Origin of the sequence: Mesorhizobium sp. CA4 (assembly GCF_020165075.1) — a bacterium.
Taxonomy (GTDB): Bacteria; Pseudomonadota; Alphaproteobacteria; order Rhizobiales; family Rhizobiaceae; genus Mesorhizobium.
Genome location: NZ_JAIUHK010000011.1, coordinates 49,968 through 67,095 on the forward strand (window position 1 = coordinate 49,968; position 17,128 = coordinate 67,095).

At 64.8% G+C, this 17,128-nt stretch carries 15 protein-coding genes; 9 read left to right on the top strand and 6 right to left on the bottom strand.

What is annotated here, in order from left to right:
- Nucleotides 1-40: 40 nt before the first annotated feature.
- Nucleotides 41-1,795 (bottom strand): ABC transporter ATP-binding protein, encoded by a 1,755-nt coding sequence (locus LB528_RS11510; RefSeq protein ID WP_224714954.1) that lies wholly within the window; start codon nucleotides 1,793-1,795, stop codon nucleotides 41-43.
- A 178-nt stretch (nucleotides 1,796-1,973) separates the two neighbouring features.
- On the opposite strand from LB528_RS11510, the gene LB528_RS11515 reads away from it, so the two are divergent.
- Nucleotides 1,974-3,254, top strand: a complete 1,281-nt coding sequence (locus tag LB528_RS11515; RefSeq protein ID WP_224714955.1) for an amidohydrolase family protein — start codon at nucleotides 1,974-1,976, stop codon at nucleotides 3,252-3,254.
- 81 nt (nucleotides 3,255-3,335) lie between these two features.
- Nucleotides 3,336-4,256 carry a DMT family transporter gene (locus LB528_RS11520; RefSeq protein WP_224714956.1) on the top strand — a complete coding sequence of 307 codons (921 nt, stop codon included), beginning with the start codon at nucleotides 3,336-3,338 and terminating at the stop codon, nucleotides 4,254-4,256.
- Nucleotides 4,257-4,271: 15 nt separating this feature from the next.
- On the opposite strand, the gene LB528_RS11525 is transcribed toward LB528_RS11520, so the two are convergent.
- Nucleotides 4,272-5,174, bottom strand: a complete 903-nt coding sequence (locus LB528_RS11525) for a phosphotransferase family protein (protein WP_224714957.1) — start codon at nucleotides 5,172-5,174, stop codon at nucleotides 4,272-4,274.
- A 96-nt stretch (nucleotides 5,175-5,270) separates the two neighbouring features.
- Between LB528_RS11525 and LB528_RS11530 the strand changes: the two genes are divergently transcribed.
- Nucleotides 5,271-5,903, top strand: a complete 633-nt coding sequence (locus LB528_RS11530) for a class I SAM-dependent DNA methyltransferase (protein ID WP_224714958.1) — start codon at nucleotides 5,271-5,273, stop codon at nucleotides 5,901-5,903.
- 15 nt (nucleotides 5,904-5,918) lie between these two features.
- Here LB528_RS11530 and LB528_RS11535 read toward each other — a convergent pair whose 3' ends face one another.
- Both LB528_RS11535 and LB528_RS11540 read right to left on the bottom strand, forming a co-directional pair.
- The gene (locus tag LB528_RS11535; protein WP_224714959.1) at nucleotides 5,919-8,372 is read right to left on the bottom strand and encodes an FAD-dependent oxidoreductase; all 2,454 of its coding nucleotides are present in this window, start codon (nucleotides 8,370-8,372) and stop codon (nucleotides 5,919-5,921) included.
- A complete protein-coding gene (locus LB528_RS11540; protein WP_224514289.1) occupies nucleotides 8,369-9,253 on the bottom strand; it encodes a phosphotransferase in 885 nt (294 codons plus the stop codon). Before LB528_RS11540 ends, LB528_RS11535 begins: the two co-directional genes overlap by 4 nt.
- Nucleotides 9,254-9,640: 387 nt before the next feature.
- Between LB528_RS11540 and LB528_RS11545 the strand changes: the two genes are divergently transcribed.
- The gene (locus tag LB528_RS11545) at nucleotides 9,641-10,405 is read left to right on the top strand and encodes a DeoR/GlpR family DNA-binding transcription regulator (protein ID WP_224514288.1); all 765 of its coding nucleotides are present in this window, start codon (nucleotides 9,641-9,643) and stop codon (nucleotides 10,403-10,405) included.
- 23 nt (nucleotides 10,406-10,428) lie between these two features.
- Here the strand turns inward: LB528_RS11545 and LB528_RS11550 are convergent, their stop codons facing one another.
- Nucleotides 10,429-11,325 (bottom strand): NAD(P)/FAD-dependent oxidoreductase, encoded by an 897-nt coding sequence (locus LB528_RS11550; protein ID WP_224714960.1) that lies wholly within the window; start codon nucleotides 11,323-11,325, stop codon nucleotides 10,429-10,431.
- Complete coding sequence (locus LB528_RS11555) at nucleotides 11,315-11,764, bottom strand: RrF2 family transcriptional regulator (RefSeq protein WP_224714961.1); 450 nt, start codon at nucleotides 11,762-11,764, stop codon at nucleotides 11,315-11,317. The genes LB528_RS11550 and LB528_RS11555 overlap by 11 nt, the downstream gene beginning before the upstream one ends.
- Nucleotides 11,765-11,851: 87 nt before the next feature.
- Here LB528_RS11555 and LB528_RS11560 point away from each other — a divergent pair, with 87 nt between their 5' ends.
- The 5 genes from LB528_RS11560 (at nucleotide 11,852) to LB528_RS11580 (ending at nucleotide 17,057) form a co-directional block, all read left to right on the top strand.
- Nucleotides 11,852-12,763, top strand: coding sequence for a LysR substrate-binding domain-containing protein (locus LB528_RS11560; RefSeq protein WP_224514285.1), 912 nt, complete (start codon nucleotides 11,852-11,854; stop codon nucleotides 12,761-12,763).
- Nucleotides 12,764-12,895: 132 nt separating this feature from the next.
- Nucleotides 12,896-14,050 (top strand): ABC transporter substrate-binding protein, encoded by a 1,155-nt coding sequence (locus LB528_RS11565; RefSeq protein ID WP_224714962.1) that lies wholly within the window; start codon nucleotides 12,896-12,898, stop codon nucleotides 14,048-14,050.
- 176 nt (nucleotides 14,051-14,226) lie between these two features.
- Complete coding sequence (locus LB528_RS11570; RefSeq protein WP_224714963.1) at nucleotides 14,227-15,225, top strand: ABC transporter ATP-binding protein; 999 nt, start codon at nucleotides 14,227-14,229, stop codon at nucleotides 15,223-15,225.
- A gap of 61 nt (nucleotides 15,226-15,286) precedes the next feature.
- Complete coding sequence (locus LB528_RS11575) at nucleotides 15,287-16,252, top strand: ABC transporter permease (protein ID WP_411962146.1); 966 nt, start codon at nucleotides 15,287-15,289, stop codon at nucleotides 16,250-16,252.
- Entirely contained in the window at nucleotides 16,242-17,057 is an 816-nt protein-coding gene (locus LB528_RS11580) for an ABC transporter permease (protein WP_201413112.1), read from the top strand. The genes LB528_RS11575 and LB528_RS11580 overlap by 11 nt, the downstream gene beginning before the upstream one ends.
- The last annotated feature ends 71 nt before the right edge of the window (nucleotides 17,058-17,128 follow it).

Genomic DNA, 17,128 nt, shown 5'->3' on the forward strand with positions numbered 1-17,128 from the left:
ATTTCCCCTTCTCCCGCAAGGGGAGAAGGGGAAGCTGGCGTCACGGCATCAGCTGATATTCATAAAGCTTCTGGTAAAGCCCGCCCTGCTTGAGCAGGGTCTTGTGCGGGCCGCTTTCCAGCACTTTGCCCTTTTCCAGCACCACGATCGTGTCGGCCTGATGCACGGTCGACAGCCGGTGCGCGATGACGATCGTCGTGCGCCCGACGGTGAGCTGCTGCAGCGCGTCGCGGAACAGCGCTTCCGACTCGGCGTCGAGCGCGCTGGTCGCCTCGTCGAGCAGCAGGATCTCGGCGTTGCGCAGCATGGCGCGCGCGATCGAGATGCGCTGGCGCTGGCCGCCGGAGAGCAGCGAGCCGTTCTCGCCGACCTCCGTGTCGTAGCCTTTGGCCATGGCGCTGATGAAGTCATGCGCGTTGGCGGCCTTGGCGGCGGCGATCACCTCCTCGTCGGTCGCGCCCTCGCGGCCGAGACGGATATTGTGCATGACCGTGCCGGCAAACAGGAACGTGTCCTGGCTGACATAAGCGATCTTGCGCCTGAGCGAATCGAGCGTCGCGAAGGAGATGTCCTGGCCGTCGAACAGCACTCTGCCCGTCTGCGGGTCGTACATGCGCATGATCAGGTTGAGGATCGTCGACTTGCCGCTGCCCGACGGCCCGACCAGCGCCGTCATCTTGCCGGCCGCGAGCGTCAGCTCAAAACCTTCGAACACCGGCGGGCTCTCCGGATAGGCGAAGCTGACATTATCGAAGCGGATTTCGCCGGGACCGGGTTGCAGCGGCGTGGCGCCGGGTTTCTCGGCGAGCGTCAGCGGCCGGTCGGCGAGCTGAAACATCATGCGCACGCCGACGATGCCCGTCTCGAGCGAGATGCGCACGCGGGCCAGACGCTTTGCCGGCTCGTAGGCCAGCAGAAGTGCCGCGATAAAGGCCATGATGTTGCCCGGCATCTGGCCGCCCTGCAGCACCAGCAGGCCGCTGACCAGCACCGCGCCGGCGATCGCCAGACCGGCAAGCGTTTCCATAACCGGGCTGGTGGCGGCTTCCAGCGTCGCGATGTTGTTGGCGCGGGTTTCGACATCCGAAACCGCCTTGTGCATGCGCTTGCGCATCGCGGCTTCCAGATTGAAGGATTTGATGACCCGCACGCCGATCGCCGTCTCCTGCATCACATGCACGATCTGGCCGAGCGAGATGAATTCCATCGCCGCGATCTTGCGCACGCGCTTCAGGATGCGGTTGACGCCGTAGATGGCAATCGGCCCAGCGACGAAGCAGATCAACGACAGCGCCGGCTGTTGCCAGACCATGACCCCGACCAGGACGATCAATGTCACCAGGTCGCGCACATAGGAGGTGACGACGAGATCGAGCACGCTGCGCGCGGCCTGCGCGTTGTTGGTCATGCGGGCGATCAGCTCGGCCGACGAGGTCGAATGATAGAATTCGATGCCTTGCGCCAGGATGCGATCGTAGATCTTGCGCTGCCGGTCGGCGATGATGGCGTTGCCGACGCGGCTCATGAAATAGGCCTGCACGAAGCTTGCAAAGCCCTTGAGCAGGAAGATCGCCGCGACGCCCGCCGCGATCAGATTGACGCGGTCGAGCCTCTTGAAGACGACGAATTCGTTGGTGATCTCGCGCAGGATCCAGGCGCTGGCCCCGGTCATGGCGGCCACAACCAGCATCGACACGATTGCGGCGCCATAGCCGAATTTATGCTCGTGGAAGGATTCCCTCACCAGCCTCGCGATGAGGCGCTGGTTTTCCGTGGAGCGGAAGAAGCGAAACAACGGCCGATCCTGTCTCTGGCTTGCCAAGAATTTCGGATTCGCCACGAGGACGAGAGGCGGCTTATAGAGCGAGTTGCGGCGCGATGGAACCTTTCGGCTGCCGGGGAAAGAAAAGGCTGCACCATGCGGTCTTTTCAGCCACGATGAGTGCCGATTCTTGGGAAAAGGGTGACGACAGATGGATTTCGACCTCATCGTGCGCGGCGGCACGCTGCCGGACGGCAGGATTGCCGATATCGGCATTGCCGGGGAAACCATCCGGGCGGTCGAGCAGAAACTGCCGGGCTCTGCGCCGACCGAGATCGACGCGCGCGGCAATCTGGTCTCGCCGCCCTTCGTCGACCCGCATTTTCATATGGATGCCACGCTCTCCTACGGCATTCCGCGCATCAATGCGTCCGGCACGCTGCTCGAAGGCATCGCGCTCTGGGGCGAGCTGAAGCCGCTTTTGACGCATGAAGCCGTGCGCGAGCGCGCGCTCGCCTATTGCGACTGGGCCGTCTCGATGGGCCTGCTCGCCATCCGCAGCCATGTCGATGTCTGCGACGACCGGCTGCTCGCGGTGGAAGCCCTGCTCGACGTGAAGAAAACCGTCGCGCCCTATATCGACCTGCAGCTGGTCGCCTTTCCGCAGGACGGCCTCTATCGCTCGCCGACGGCGCTGAAGAACACCATCCGTGCGCTCGACATGGGCGTCGACATCGTCGGCGGCATCCCGCATTTCGAGCGCACCATGGCCGACGGCGCCCGCTCGGTGACGGAGCTTTGCGAGATCGCCGCCAAACGCGGGCTGATGGTCGACATGCATTGCGACGAGACCGACGATCCGCTGTCGCGCCATATCGAGCAACTGGCCTTCGAGACGCAACGGCTCGGCATGCAGGGCAGGGTGGCCGGCTCGCACCTCACCTCCATGCATTCGATGGACAATTACTATGTCTCAAAGCTTTTGCCGCTCATCGCCGAGGCCGGCGTTTCGGCAATCCCCAATCCGCTGATCAACATCATGCTGCAAGGGCGCCACGATACCTTCCCGAAGCGGCGTGGTCTGACCCGGGTGAAGGAGATGCAGGCGCTCGGCATCCGCGTCGGCTGGGGCCAGGATTGCGTGCTCGACCCCTGGTATTCGCTGGGCACCGCCGACATGCTCGACGTCGCCTTCATGGGCCTGCATGTCGCCCAGATGTCGAGCCCGGCCGACATGGCGCGCTGCTTCGACATGGTGACCAACGTCAATGCCGCCATCATGGGGCTCGACCATCTGGGCCTTGCCGTCGGCAAGCGGGCGAGCCTCGTCGTGCTCGATGCCGGCAATGCGATCGAAGCCGTGCGTCTGCGTCCCGAACGTCTCTGCGTCATCGCCCGGGGCAAGGTGGTGGCCGAACGCACCAAGCAGGAAACGCGGCTGTCGATCGCCGGCCGGCCGGCGCAGGTGAACCGGCGGCACAGGGCGGGCTAGAACCAGCCGATTTCCGTCGCTGGTCTTACCGGCTAGCCGATTTTCCCTCGTCAAACCGGCCGCTTGCGGCTAGGGAGCGGCATGGCTTCGCTCGCCCGCAATTTCACGATCAGGAACATGTTGCTCGCCGGCATCCTGTTGATGCTGGCTGGCGACTTCATGTTCGCGCTGAACGACGCGATGGGCAAATGGCTGGTCGCTTCGTTCTCCGTCGGACAGGTGGTGCTGATCCGCTCGATCGGCGCCTTCATCGTGCTCGGCCCTATGATCGCCAAGCAGGGCACGGCCAGGCTGTTTCACATGGACCGGCCGCTTTTGCAGTTCCTGCGCGTCGTGGCCACCACCACCGATACCGGGCTTTTCTATGCCGCGGTCGTCTACCTGCCGCTCGCCGACGTGATGAGCTTCTACATGGCCGGGCCGATCTACGTAGCGGCGCTGTCGCACCTCCTGCTCGGCGAAAAGGTCGGCTGGCGCCGTTGGCTGGCTATCCTGGTCGGCTTCTGCGGCGTGCTGATCATTTTGAAGCCGTCTTCGGCCGCCTTCTCGCTGTCGTCGGCCTTCGCGCTGGTGGGCAGCATCGCCTTCGGCTTCGCCATCATCCTCGGCCGCCTCCTGCGCGGCACCAGCGACACGACTTTGGTCACCTGGCAGACGATCGGCACGCTGATTGTCGGCGGCCTGCTCACCATCGGCGCCTGGAACACGCCCTCGGCGCTCGATTTCGGCGCCATGCTTCTGCTCGGCGTCGTCTCCTGCGCCGCGCATCTGATGATCACAAGGGCACTGAAGCTGGCGCCGGCCTCGACGCTGGCGCCGCTGCACTACAGCCTGCTTCTGTGGGCGGTGGTCTTCGGCCTGGTCTTCTTCGGTGACGTGCCCAGCCCGCGCATCCTGGTCGGTGCGGCCATCGTCGTGCTTGCCGGCATGTTCATCTTCCACCGCCAGAAGGTGGTGGAGACCGAGGTGCCGCCGGAGAACGTGCCGAAGGGCGTGAACTAGGATTCAGGCCTGTGTTCAGCCCTCTCGCACGGCGGCGAGATGCCGCGCAAACTCCGCCGTTTCCATCAGCGCCTTGCAGCGGGCGAAGCGGCCGTCGGCATAGGCGCGGAAATCGTCGACCGGATTGTCGTTGGCGAGCTGGATCAGGCCCCAGAGCGTCCATAAGAGGTCGCACATCGCCTTGTAGATGACGACGCGGCCGCGCTCTGCCGGCCTCGCCTCGCCGCCGAAATAGGCGCGCATCAGTTCCTCATCCTGGTCCGCATCGAACTTGCCCTCGACCGAGAGGTCGCCGAGGTCCCACAGCGGATCGTTCATCCCGGAATATTCCCAGTCGACGATCCACATCCGCTCGCCCGTATCGAGGAAATTTTCGCACAGCGGGTCGCAATGGCAGGCGGCGAGCGGGATAGGGTGCGCGGCAAGCGCCGCGCGCACCGCGCCTGCCTCGCGCACCACATCGTGATAGCCGGAAGGCAGCGCCACGTCCTTGGTCGACAAGACCTTGAGATAGTCGTCGATCATCGCGAAGAGTTCGAAGCGGAAGGGAAACACGGCGCCCGATGAATGCAGCTTGCGGAAGGCTTGGCCCGCACGCGCCGGGCTCCCCGGCCGCGCCTTGAATTTCTCCGGCGACATCGTCTCGGCGCCGGCGATAAAGCGCGTCGCCATCAGGCCGGATGCGGGATCGGCATAAAGCACTTCGGGGCTGACGCCGGCCCTGGCCGCTTCGCGTGCCGCCACCGCCTCGTTGGCGCGGTTGATATATTCTTCCGTACCCTTGCCGGGAATGCGCAGACACACTTCGCCGGCCCTGTAGACCATGTTGGTCAGGCCGGCCAAACGCTCCAGCGGCCCGTCATAGCCTGCCAGCGCCGGAATGGTGGCCAACGCGGCGCGCGCCTCGTCCATCGTCATCCCCTTTACCATCACACGATGTTTTATAGCGGAACGGTTCCACAGTTTTTGCCGCTTGGCTACCATTGCTGGTACGATTCGGCGGCGGGAGCAGAAATGGCGGACGGCAAGCAAAACAACGCGCTAAGCGCGGCCTACGCCGCCAAGCGGCCGGAGGAAGTGGCCGCGGTCTATGACAGTTGGGCCGAGACCTATGACGCCGACATGTCGTCCGCCGGCTATCGCCACCCGACGATCTGCCTGGCGCTGCTTACCCGCCATTTGCCGCGCGGCGCCGAACCCTTGCTCGATGCCGGCGCCGGCACCGGCCTGATCGGCGAATGGCTGGCCATCACCGGCTATCCGAGGGTCGAGGCACTCGACATCTCGCAAGGCATGCTGGACAAGGCCGGCGCCAAGGGCGTCTATACGGCGCTGCATCGCCTGGCGATGGGCGATGCTCTGCCCTTCGCCGACGACGCCTATGGCGGCATCGTCTCGGCCGGTGTCTTCACCTCTGGCCATGTCGGGGTCGAGGGCCTGGACGAGTTGATCCGCATCTGCCGCCGAGGCGGCGTCATCGTGCTGACGGTGAAGAACACGCTATGGGATGCCGGTTTCGCCGGGCGGATCGCCGAGCTGGAAGCGCGTGGCACGATAAGCCGCCTCGAAGAGACACGGCCTTATGCCTCGATGCCCGGCGAGCGTGACCCCGTGCCGAGCCGTTGTCTGGCGCTACGCGTCGGCTGACCTGCGCTGCGCGGATCAGGCCTTTATCTTCGTCCCGGCCGGATCGTACAGCGGCTCGAGATGGATTTTTGCCGGCGTGCGTTCCATCGCCACCACCAGCTCATAGTCGCCTGAGGCGAGGAACTCGTCGCTGACGCCATCGGCATTGCGCACATAGCCGTAGCCGATGTTCTTCTCCACCGTGTAGCCGTAGCCCCCGCTGGTCAGGTAGCCGACCGGCTCGCCATTGCGCAGGATCGTCTCGCGTCCGACCAGCACGATCTCCGGCTCGTCCACCGTGAAGCCGGCAAAGCGTTTCGCCGACGTCTTGCCGGTCGCTTTCTCCAGCGCGCTCCGCCCGACAAAGTCGGTGTTCTTGCGAAGCTTTACCGCCCAGCCAAGCCCCGCTTCCAGGGGCGTGTCGTTCGGCGTGATGTCGGAACCCCAGGCGCGATAGCCCTTTTCCAGCCTGAGCGACTCCAGCGCCCGGTAGCCGACCGGGCGGATGCCATGCGCCTTACCCCCCGCCATCAGCGCATCGAAAACCTCACCGGTAGCCGCGATCGGCACATGCAGCTCCCAGCCGAGCTCGCCGACATAGGTGACGCGCAGCGCCTTCACGCTATGGCCGGCAATCTGGATTTCGCGCGCATGGCCGAAGGGGAAGGCGGCATTCGAGACGTCGGCCTCCGTCACCGCCGAGAGCACGCCGCGGGCGCGCGGTCCCATCAGCGACAGCGTGCCGAAATCCTCGGTGACGTCGGTCAGCTTGGCGTCGAGGCCGGAGCCGATATGGTCGCGGATCCAGGACAGGTCATGCGTGCGGAAGCCGGTGCCGGTGACGATGTAGAACCGGTCCTCGCCAAGCTGTGACACGGTGAGGTCCGCCTCGATACCGCCGCGCGTGTTGAGAAGTTGCGTGTAGGTCAATCGACCGACCGGCTTGTTGATATCGTTGGCGCAGACCCAATCGAGCGCCTTCAGCGCATCGCTGCCGGTCAGCTCATATTTGGCGAAGGAGGACTGGTCGAAAATGCCGACCTTCTCGCGCACATGACGGTGCTCGTCGCCGACCGGGCCGAACCAGTTCTGGCGGCCCATCGAATAGAGGTCCGCGGCGGCTGCACCATCCGGCGCGAACCAGTTCGGCCGTTCCCAGCCGAGCTTGGAACCGAACACGGCGCGATGCGCCTTCAGCCGCTCATAGAGCGGCGAGACGATGCGCGGCCGCCCGGACAGATATTCCTCATGCGGGAAGCCGATCGTGTAATGCTTGCCATAGGCTTCGAGCGTGCGGTCGTGGACCCAGTCGCGGTCGCGATGCAGGCTAGAAAAACGCCTTATGTCGACAACCCAGAGGTCGAGCGGGGCCTCGCCGTCGACCACCCATTGCGCGAGCACCCAGCCGGCGCCGCCGCCAGACGCGATGCCGAAGGCGTTGAAGCCTGCGCCGACGAACATGTTGGAACATTCCGGCGCCACGCCGAGGATGAAATTGCCGTCTGGCGTGAAACTTTCCGGTCCATTGATCATCTGCTTGACGCCGGCGGTTTGCAGAGCTGGAACTCGCGCGATCGCCTGCGTCATGTGCTGCTCGAAATGATCGTAGTCGTCGTCGAACAGGCGGAACTCCCAGTCGTTCGGGACGTCGCCGCCGGGAAGTCCGGTTGCCCAGGCCTGCGGGTTCGGCTCATAGCCGCCCATCACCAGCCCGCCGACCTCCTCCTTGAAATAGGTGCGGCGGTCGGGGTCGCGGATCGTCGGCCCGTCGTTGGCAAGCCCTTCGATCTTCTCGGTGATGATGTATTGGTGCTTGACCGGCTGCAGCGGCACGTTGATGCCTGCCATCGCGCCGACCTGCCGCGCCCATTGCCCGGCGCAGTTCACCACCTTCTCGCAGGCGATGTCGCCTTTCGAAGTCTTCACCACCGTGATGCGGCCGTCCTTCATCATGAAGCCGGTGACGCGCACGTCCTCGAACAGTTTTGCGCCATGCAGGCGCGCGCCCTTGGCGAGCGACTGGGCAATGTCTGAGGGGCTTGCCTGCCCGTCGGTCGGCAGCCACGAGGCGCCGACCAGGTCGCTGGTCTCCATTAGCGGCCACATTCGCTTCACCTCCGCCGGCGACAGAAGCTGCATGTCCATGCCGAAGCTTTTGGCCGTGGTCGCCAGCCGCTTGAACTCGGTCCAGCGGTCGGCGTTCGTCGCCAGCCGCAGGCAGCCGGTCATCTTCCAGCCGGTCGCCAGGCCTGTCTCGGCCTCAAGACCCTTGTAGAGCTCGACCGAATATTTGAGCACGCGCGTGATCGAGGCCGACGAGCGCAACTGCCCGACAAGGCCGGCGGCGTGCCAGGTCGAGCCGGAAGTCAGCTTGCCCTGCTCGAGCAGCACCACATCGGCCTTGTGGTCGCGCGCCAGATGATAGGCTGTGGAACAGCCGATGATGCCGCCGCCGATGACGACGATTTCGGCATGGCTGGGCAAGGTCATGACTTGGTCCCGTATTTCGTCCGGTAGTTCTCCAGCGCCGCGTCGAGCCGGACGAGGTTTTCCTCGGTATAGGCGACATAGTCGATGCCGGGCGCGTCGAGATAAAGCTCGGAAACCATGCTCCACATCGCTTCGCGCAGCAGCGAGGCGCATTGCATGGCGGCATGCGAGCGGCGGATTTCGCCGTCCGGCTCCTTCATGAAATAGGCTGTCATGAAGGCGAAGGATTCATCATCGCTCAGGCCGGCATTGGAGGCGGCGCCGGCAAGATCGAACATCGCGGTGTTGAAGCCGGCATATTCGAAATCGATCAGCCACAGCCGCTTGCCGTCGTCGAGGATATTGGCCGGCAAAAGATCGTTGTGGCCGAAGACGATCGGCAGCAGCTTCTGCGCCCGCTCGAGCTCGTCGGCCAAGGCCAGATAGTGTGGCAGCTCACTCTTCTTGCGGCTGCCGCCTTCCTCCAGCGTGCGTGCATAGTCGCGAATGACGTGGAACACCCAGAACATGAAGCCGGCACCGGAGACATGCTTCGGCATCTCGCGATGAAAGCCGCGCAGCAGCGCCGCCACGCGGCCGAGATTGGTCCGCACGTCTTCAGCAAGGAAGGTCCTGGCGCCGAGGAATTCCGTCACCAGGATGCCGGGCTCGGCATAGTGCACGGCCGGCGCGAAGCCCGCCGCATGCGCCGCCCGCGCCGTCATCACCTCGCGCTCGCGAAAGACATGGTGGAACGGGAAGTCTTGGCCGAAGCGCACGACATGCCGCCCGGCCGCATCCGTGACGACATAATTGGCGTTGCTGAGGCCGCCCGGCAGCGGCTCGATCTCGATGCCGCCTTTCCAGCACGGCAAGGCGCGGATGCGGTCTTCGGCACTCACAGCTTCGCTCCGGCCTCAACTGGCCCCGCTGACAACGACGATGGAACGAAATAAAAAAGCCTCGTCGGTGCGAGACGCCAGGATCGGTATCCCGCACCGCACCGACGAGCCCCTTGGCCAGGTATGATATCCCGGCATCCGCCCCCGCGGATTCGATAAAAGCTCGCGCCCGGCTGGTTCCAGGCGATCTGGTCACTAGGTTGCGGCTCTGCCATCACCCTCCCGCGGCAGTTCCGAGCCTGTCACAAGGTCAATGTCATGCCAGCGTGGCAGCGCTGTCAATCCAAAAGCTGTGACCTTTTTTGGGTGTTTTGCCCGAAAACATAAGCGACTCCTTTCAAAGCGTTGCCAAAGCCTTAAATTCGGTCAAAATTCCCGGACGCCCCGATGATCCATTCGAAACGGCACGGCGAAATCCTGCGGCTCCTCAGCGAGGAGGGCACGATCACCATAGCCAGCCTTGCCGAGCGGCTCGGCGTCTCGCTGGAAACCGTGCGGCGCGACGTCAAGCCGCTCGCCGATGACGGGTCGGTGCTGAAGATGCATGGCGCCGTTGGCCTTTCCTCGATCGTTGCCGAGGCGCCGTTCGAGCGGCGCATGCGCGAGAATGCCGAAGCCAAGCGCCTGATCGCCAGGATGGTCGCGGCCACGATCCGCGATGGCGAGGCGATCATGCTCGATACCGGCACGACCACCTCCTTCCTGGCGCGAGAGCTGCTCGGCCATCGCCGGCTGACGGTGGTCACCAATTCCTCCGACATTGCCCGCACGCTGGCGACGGTGAACGGCAACAAGGTCTATATGGCCGGCGGCGAGCTGCGTAGCGATTCGGGCGCGGCTTTCGGCATTTCGGCGATTGAGTTCGTCAGCCGCTTTTCGGTCGATCACGCGGTGATCTCGATCGGCGCGGTCGATGCCGCCGCCGGCCTGACCGACTACGAGCTGGAGGAGGCGGAGTTCGCCCGCATGGTGCTGTCGCGCGGCCAGCGCTCGCTGGTCGTCACCGACCATACCAAGTTCGGCCGCCAGGGCCTGGTCCGGGTCTGCGGCTTCGACGGCTTTTCCGAGCTCGTCACCGACCAGCCGCCGCCGCCCGACATAGCCGCCGCGCTGAGCCATGCCGGCGCGCGCTTGACCATTGCGACGGCCTGACCCTGCCGGGGGACGGGAAGCAACTACCCGAACACCAGCGACTGGTGCGCCGCAACCCCGGCCATCGCGCCGCCGGATACCGCGAAGGCGATATTGTGCATCAGGCGCGCGGCGTCTCCGGCCGCGAAGATGCCGGGCACCGACGTCTGCTGCTTGTCGTCGACGACGATCGCCCGGCCGAGCGGACCTTCGTTGAAGGCGCAGCCAAGCTGCTCGGCAAGCGGGCTTGCCATCACGTTGCGCGGCGCGGTGAACAGCGCCCGCACGCTAGCGCTGCCATTGCCGTCGAGCCTGACGACCAGACCGCCGGACCCGTCGTCCTGCACTTCGCTCACCTTGGCGGGCTCGAACCGGATGTTGCGCTTCTCCAATATCCGCGCCTGGTCAGCGTCCGGTTCGAACAGTCCGTCGGCGAACAGCGTGACATCGCCCCAGTCGGAGATCAGCTCTGCCTGGTGCAGCGACATCGGTCCGGTCGCCAGCACGCCGAGCGGCCCGCCGGCCACCTCGTAGCCGTGGCAATAGGGGCAATGCAGCACCGTATTGCCCCAGTGCGCGGCCAGCCCGGGCACGTCCGGGAGGATGTCCCGGACGCCGGTGGCGAGCACCAGCCGCGTCGCGCCGAAACCCTCGCCATTGTCCATCTCAACCTCGAAGCCGGCGCCGGCAATTGCGGCTCGCTCGGCGCGGCCCTCGATCACCGTGACGGCGGGATAGGCGAGCAGCTGTGCCTTGGCCTCGCCGAGAATGTCCGCCGGCGCCCGTCCGTCCTGGCCGAAGAATCCATGCGAACGTTCGGCGAAGCGGTTCCGCGGCTGCCCGGCATCGATCACCAGCACCTTGCGTCGGCCCCGCGCCGCATACATGGCGGCGGAGAGGCCGGCAAAGCTGCCGCCGACGACGATGACATCATACTGCATGGCTGGATATTCCAATCAGGTCATAACGGCGGCGGAAATCGGCCGTCAGGTCGGCCAGCGTGATATGGCTGAGCCTTTCGGCGAGCAGCCTTTCCGCCTCCAGGCGAAAATCGTCGAGCACGGCGATCACCGCCTGCTCGACCAGGCATCCGGGGCTTTCCGGCTCGGTGCTGAAGGGCAAAAGCGTCTCGCCGAGCGCGGCGCTGATCTCGGCCAGCGAAATCCTGTCCGGCGCGCGGCCGAGCTGCCATCCCCCGCCATGGCCCCGCGACGAGGTGACGATGCCGGCCTCGCGCAGCCCGGCGATGGTGCGGCGCACCACCACCGGATTGGTGTGGATGAAGCCGGCAAGCTCTTCGGAGGTCAGCGCCCGGTCCGGCGCGTCGGCCATGTGGACCAGGATATGCAGGGTCGAGGACAATCGGCTGTTGCGTTTCATGTAACTTAGTTAGTTACGAATCGGAAGGTCGTCAAGTTTGCACTTGCCCACTTCACAGCACTGCATTGGCCGGTGTTTAGTCCCGCCATGGCCTTCACCATCCGCCAATTGCAATTTTTCGTCGCCGTCGCCGAGCAGGGCACTGTCTCGGGCGCCGCGCAGAACCTTTCGATTTCCCAGTCCTCGGTCACCGAGGCGATCAAGGAATTGGAAAGCGACCTCGGCGTGGAGCTCTTCGAGCGCCATCCGCGCGGCCTCAACATCACCCACAAGGGCCACCAGTTCCTGCGCCACGCGACCAAGATCCTGGCCGATGTGTCGGATGCGCGCCGGTCTTTCTCCAGCGAGCAGGCCGCCGCCGGCGGACGGCTGCAACTCGGCGTCACCTCACTGGTCGCCGGCTATGTTCTGTCCGATCTGCTCGCCCGCTACCGCCGCGCCTATCCGGGCGTCGAGGTCTCCGCCATCGAGGACAATGGCGACTATCTCGAGCACCTTCTGGTCGGCGGCAAGCTGGACATCGCCGTCATGGTCACGTCCAACCTGCGCGACCGCACCGCACTGCAGTCGGAGATCCTGGAAGTCTCGGCCTACAGGCTGTGGATCCCGCTCAGCCACCGGCTCGTCAGCGCCGACATTATCTCGATCGGCGATATCGCCTCCGAACCGCTGATCATGCTCACCGTCGACGAGATCGAGGAGAACACCGGCAAGCTGCTGTCGGCGATCGGCGCCCGGCCGCATGTCGCCTTCCGCACGCGTTCGGTGGAAGCGGTACGCAGCCTGGTCGCCACCGGCGCCGGCGTGGCGCTGCTGCCCGACCTTGTCTACCGGCCTTGGTCTCTGGAAGGCGACCGCATCGAATCGCGCGACATTTCCGGTTCGCTGCCGGTCGTCCAGGTCGGCACCGTCTGGCGCCGCGGCTCCGGTCTGCCGCAGGCCGCGCGCGACTTCATCGGTCTTGCGCAGTCGCAGCGTATGGCGCGGCAGCGGCTTTGATATCTATCGGAAAAACCGATATCGGCCTTCTGATAAATGAATTTGCGAAACCGGATTTTTCAAAGCACCTTTCGCTCAGGGAACAAAGCCGCGCCCTGAGAGCGCTGCTGCCCCTAGCATGGGAGATCGATGATGAATGCATTCCTGAAGTCATGCACGGCGTTGACGGTTGCGCTGACCTTCTCGGGCCAGGCCATCGCCCAGGTCAAGGAGCTCGGCAAGGGCGAGGGCGAGGTCAACATCGTTGCCTGGCCCGGCTATATCGAGCGCGGCGAGACCGACAAGAACTACGACTGGGTGACGGCTTTCGAGAAGGAAAGCGGCTGCAAGGTCAACGTCAAGACCGCCAACACCTCGGACGAGATGGTCTCGCTGATGAACGAGGGCGGCTTCGACCTCGTCACCGCTTCGGGTGATGCTTCGCTGCGCCTCGTCGCCGGCAAGCGCGTGCAGCCGATCAACACCGATCTCATCCCGAGCTGGAAGACCGTCGACGACCGCCTGAAGGACGCGCCCTGGTTCACCGTCGACAAGGTGCATTACGGCGTACCCTATCAGTGGGGCCCGAACATCCTGATGTACAACACCGACGTCTTCAAGGAAGCGCCCAAGAGCTGGAATGTCGTCTTCGAGGAGATGAAGCTGCCCGACGGCAAGTCGAACAAGGGCCGCGTCCAGGCCTATGACGGCCCAATCCACATCGCAGACGCCGCCAACTATCTGATGTTCCACGAGCCGGAGCTCGGCATCAAGGATCCTTACGAGCTCAACGAGGACCAGTACAAGGCGGCGCTGGATCTCTTGCGCACGCAGCGGACGCTGGTCGGCCGCTACTGGCACGATGCCGCGATCCAGGTCGACGACTTCCAGAACGAGGGCGTGGTCGCTTCCGGCTCGTGGCCTTATCAAGTGAACACCCTGGTCGCCGCCAAGAAACCGGTCGCCTCGACCGTGCCGCAAGAGGGCGTCACCGGCTGGGCCGACACCACCATGATGGAAGCCGACGCCGCCCATCCGAACTGCGCCTATATGTGGCTCGAGCATTCCCTGTCGCCGAAGGTGCAGGGCGACGTCTCGGCCTGGTTCGGCTCGCTGCCGGTAGTGCCCGCCGCCTGCAAGGGCAACGAGCTGCTCGGCGACGAAGGCTGCAAGACCAACGGCTACGAGAATTTCGACAAGATCAAGTTCTGGAAGACGCCGGTGTCGAAATGCGCCAGCCAGAACCACCAGTGCGTGCCTTATTACCGCTGGGTGTCGGATTATATCGGCGTCATCGGCGGACGGTGAGCTCCCTTACCCTCCTCCTTGTGGGGAGGGTCGACGCGTAGCGTCGGGGTTGGGGGTCAGCATGGACGTTGGCGCCAACCACCCCCACCCGCGGCTTCGCCGCGACCTCCCCCTCGAGGGGGAGGTCGGCGCGCGAACTCGCCTTCGTTTAACCGGCAACTGAACTGACTGAGCCCATGACCTCTGCCGTTTCCTTCAAACAAGTCTCGCGCCATTTCGGCAGCGTGCGCGCGGTCGACGCGGTCGATCTCGACATCGCGCCTGGCGAATTCTTCGCCATGCTAGGACCATCCGGTTCCGGCAAAACGACGTGCCTCAGGCTGATTGCCGGCTTCGAGCAGCCGACGGCAGGCTCGATCTCGATCTTCGGCGAGCGCGCCGAAGGCGTTCCGCCCTATCGCCGCAACGTCAACACCGTCTTCCAGGACTACGCGCTGTTCCCGCATCTCAACGTGCTCGACAACGTCGCTTACGGGCTGATGGTCAGGGGCGTCGGCAGGACCGAGCGGCTGAAAGCTGCGGAGGAGGCGCTGTCGCTGGTGCGCCTGCCGGGCTATGGCGCGCGCCGTCCCGGACAGCTCTCCGGCGGCCAGCGCCAGCGCGTCGCGCTCGCCCGCGCGCTGGTCAACCAGCCCAAGGTGCTTTTGCTCGACGAGCCGCTCGGCGCGCTCGACCTCAAGCTGCGCGAGAACATGCAGGAGGAATTGAAGTCGCTGCAGAAGGTGCTCGGCATCACCTTCGTCTTCGTCACCCACGACCAGGGCGAGGCGCTGTCCATGGCCGACCGCGTCGCCGTCTTCAACGACGGCAGGATCATGCAGGTCGGCACGCCGGAGGATATCTACCAGCGCCCGAACACGCGCTTCGTCGCCGATTTCGTAGGCTCGTCCAACGTGCTGCCGCCGGATTTCGTCCAGCGCTATTCTGGCCAGCACCGCTGGGGAAGCCTGCGCCCGGAGTCGATCCGCATTTCAGGCGCGGCAAGCGGCGACGGCGTTGCTGCCCGCCTTGTCGGCACGAATTATCTCGGCGCGACGACCAGGCTCGCGCTCGATGCCGACGGGCTGAGGCTGCACGCCATGGTGCCGGCGGGAGCGGCGCTGCCGGCGGAGGGTGAAGCGGTGGTGCTGACCTTCAACCGCGACAGTCTGCATCTGATGGACGAGCCGGCATGAGAACGGTTTGCGCGAAGGATCGCGGCCCCTCCCCTGATCCCGTTCAACACGCGGCGGCGCCATGACCATCGCCGCTGTTCAATCCAACCCCACGCCCGCCATACTGCCCGGCAGCGGCGGCATGCGCGGCGCGTTCTCCGACCTCTTCTGGCGCCGCCCGAAACTCCTGCTGCTGCTCATGCTGTTGCCGCCGCTTCTGTGGTTGGGCATTGTCTATATCGGCTCGCTCTTCGCGCTGCTCCTGCAGAGCTTCTTCTCGATCGACGAGTTCTCCGGCCTCATCAACCGTGAGTTCACGCTGAAGACCTATGGCGACCTGTTTCAGGCCGCCAATCTCGACATCATCCTGCGCACGGTGACGATGGCGGCGCTGGTCACGCTTGCTTCGGCGATCATCGCTTTCCCCATTGCCTATTATGCTGCGCACTATGCGCGCGGCCGCTGGAAGGCGCTGTTCTATCTCGGCGTCATGCTGCCGCTGTGGTCGAGCTACCTGGTCAAGATCTACGCCTGGAAGCTGATCCTGGCCAAGGAAGGCATCCTCACCTGGCTGCTCGCCAAGCTGAACCTTCTGTGGCTGCTCGACGCCTGGCTGTCGCTGCCCATCGTCGGTGGCAATTCGCTGTCGGTCTCTTTCACCGGCACCTTCATCGTCTTCGTCTATGTCTGGCTGCCTTTCATGATCCTCCCCGTTCAGGCGGCGCTCGAGCGCGTGCCCGGCAATCTCGTCGAGGCCTCGTCCGATCTCGGCGCCTCGCCGGGACAGACCTTCCGCAACGTGCTGTTCCCGCTGGCGCTGCCCGGCATCGTCGCCGGGTCGATCTTCACCTTCTCGCTGACGCTCGGCGACTACATCATCCCGCAGATCATCGGCACCTCGCGCCTCTTCATCGGCCAGGCCGTCTATTCGCAGCAGGGCACCGCCGGCAACATTCCTTTGGCCGCCGCCTTCACCGTGGTGCCCATCGTCATCATGGGCTTCTACCTCTGGGGCGCCAAGCGCATGGGGGCTTTCGATGCGCTCTGACCGTGGTCAATCCGCTCCGCTCGGCCTGAAGATCGCCGCCGCCTGCGGCTTGCTCTTCCTGCACCTGCCGATCCTGCTGATCTTCGTCTACGCCTTCACGACGGAGGAGAAGAGTTTCGTCTGGCCGCCGCCGGGACTGACCACGCAATGGTTCGCCGTCACCTGGAACCGGCCGGACGTATGGGATGCGCTGTCGCTGTCGGTCCGCGTCGCCGCCATCTCGACGGCGATCGCGCTGGTGCTCGGCACGCTTTGCGCCGCGGCCGTCTCGCAGACGCGCTTCTTCGGCCGCGAGGCCATCTCTCTGCTGGTCATCCTGCCGATCGCGCTGCCCGGCATCATCACCGGCATCGCCCTGCGCTCCGCTTTCGCGCTCGCCGACATCCCGTTCTCGTTCTGGACGATCGTGCTCGGTCACGCGACCTTCTGCGTGGTCGTCGTCTACAACAACGCCGTCGCCCGCTTCCGCCGCACCTCGGGCTCGATGATCGAGGCCTCGATGGATCTTGGCGCCGACGGTTTTCAGACCTTCCGCCATGTCGTGCTGCCGAACATCGCAACCGCATTGCTCGCCGGCGGGATGCTCGCCTTCGCGCTGTCCTTCGACGAGGTCATCGTCACCACCTTCACCGCCGGCCAGCAGCAGACCGTGCCGATCTGGATGCTGGAGGAACTGATCCGCCCGCGCCAGCGCCCAGTCACAAATGTCGTGGCGATGGTCGTCGTGCTGGTGACGCTGCTGCCGATCCTTCTTGCCTATTACCTGACCCGCGACGGCGACCAGATCGCCGGGAGTGGAAAATGAAAAACAGCGAATAGGGAGTGGCGAGTAGGGAAATCGATGATCAAACGTACTCGCTATTCGCTACTCCCTAT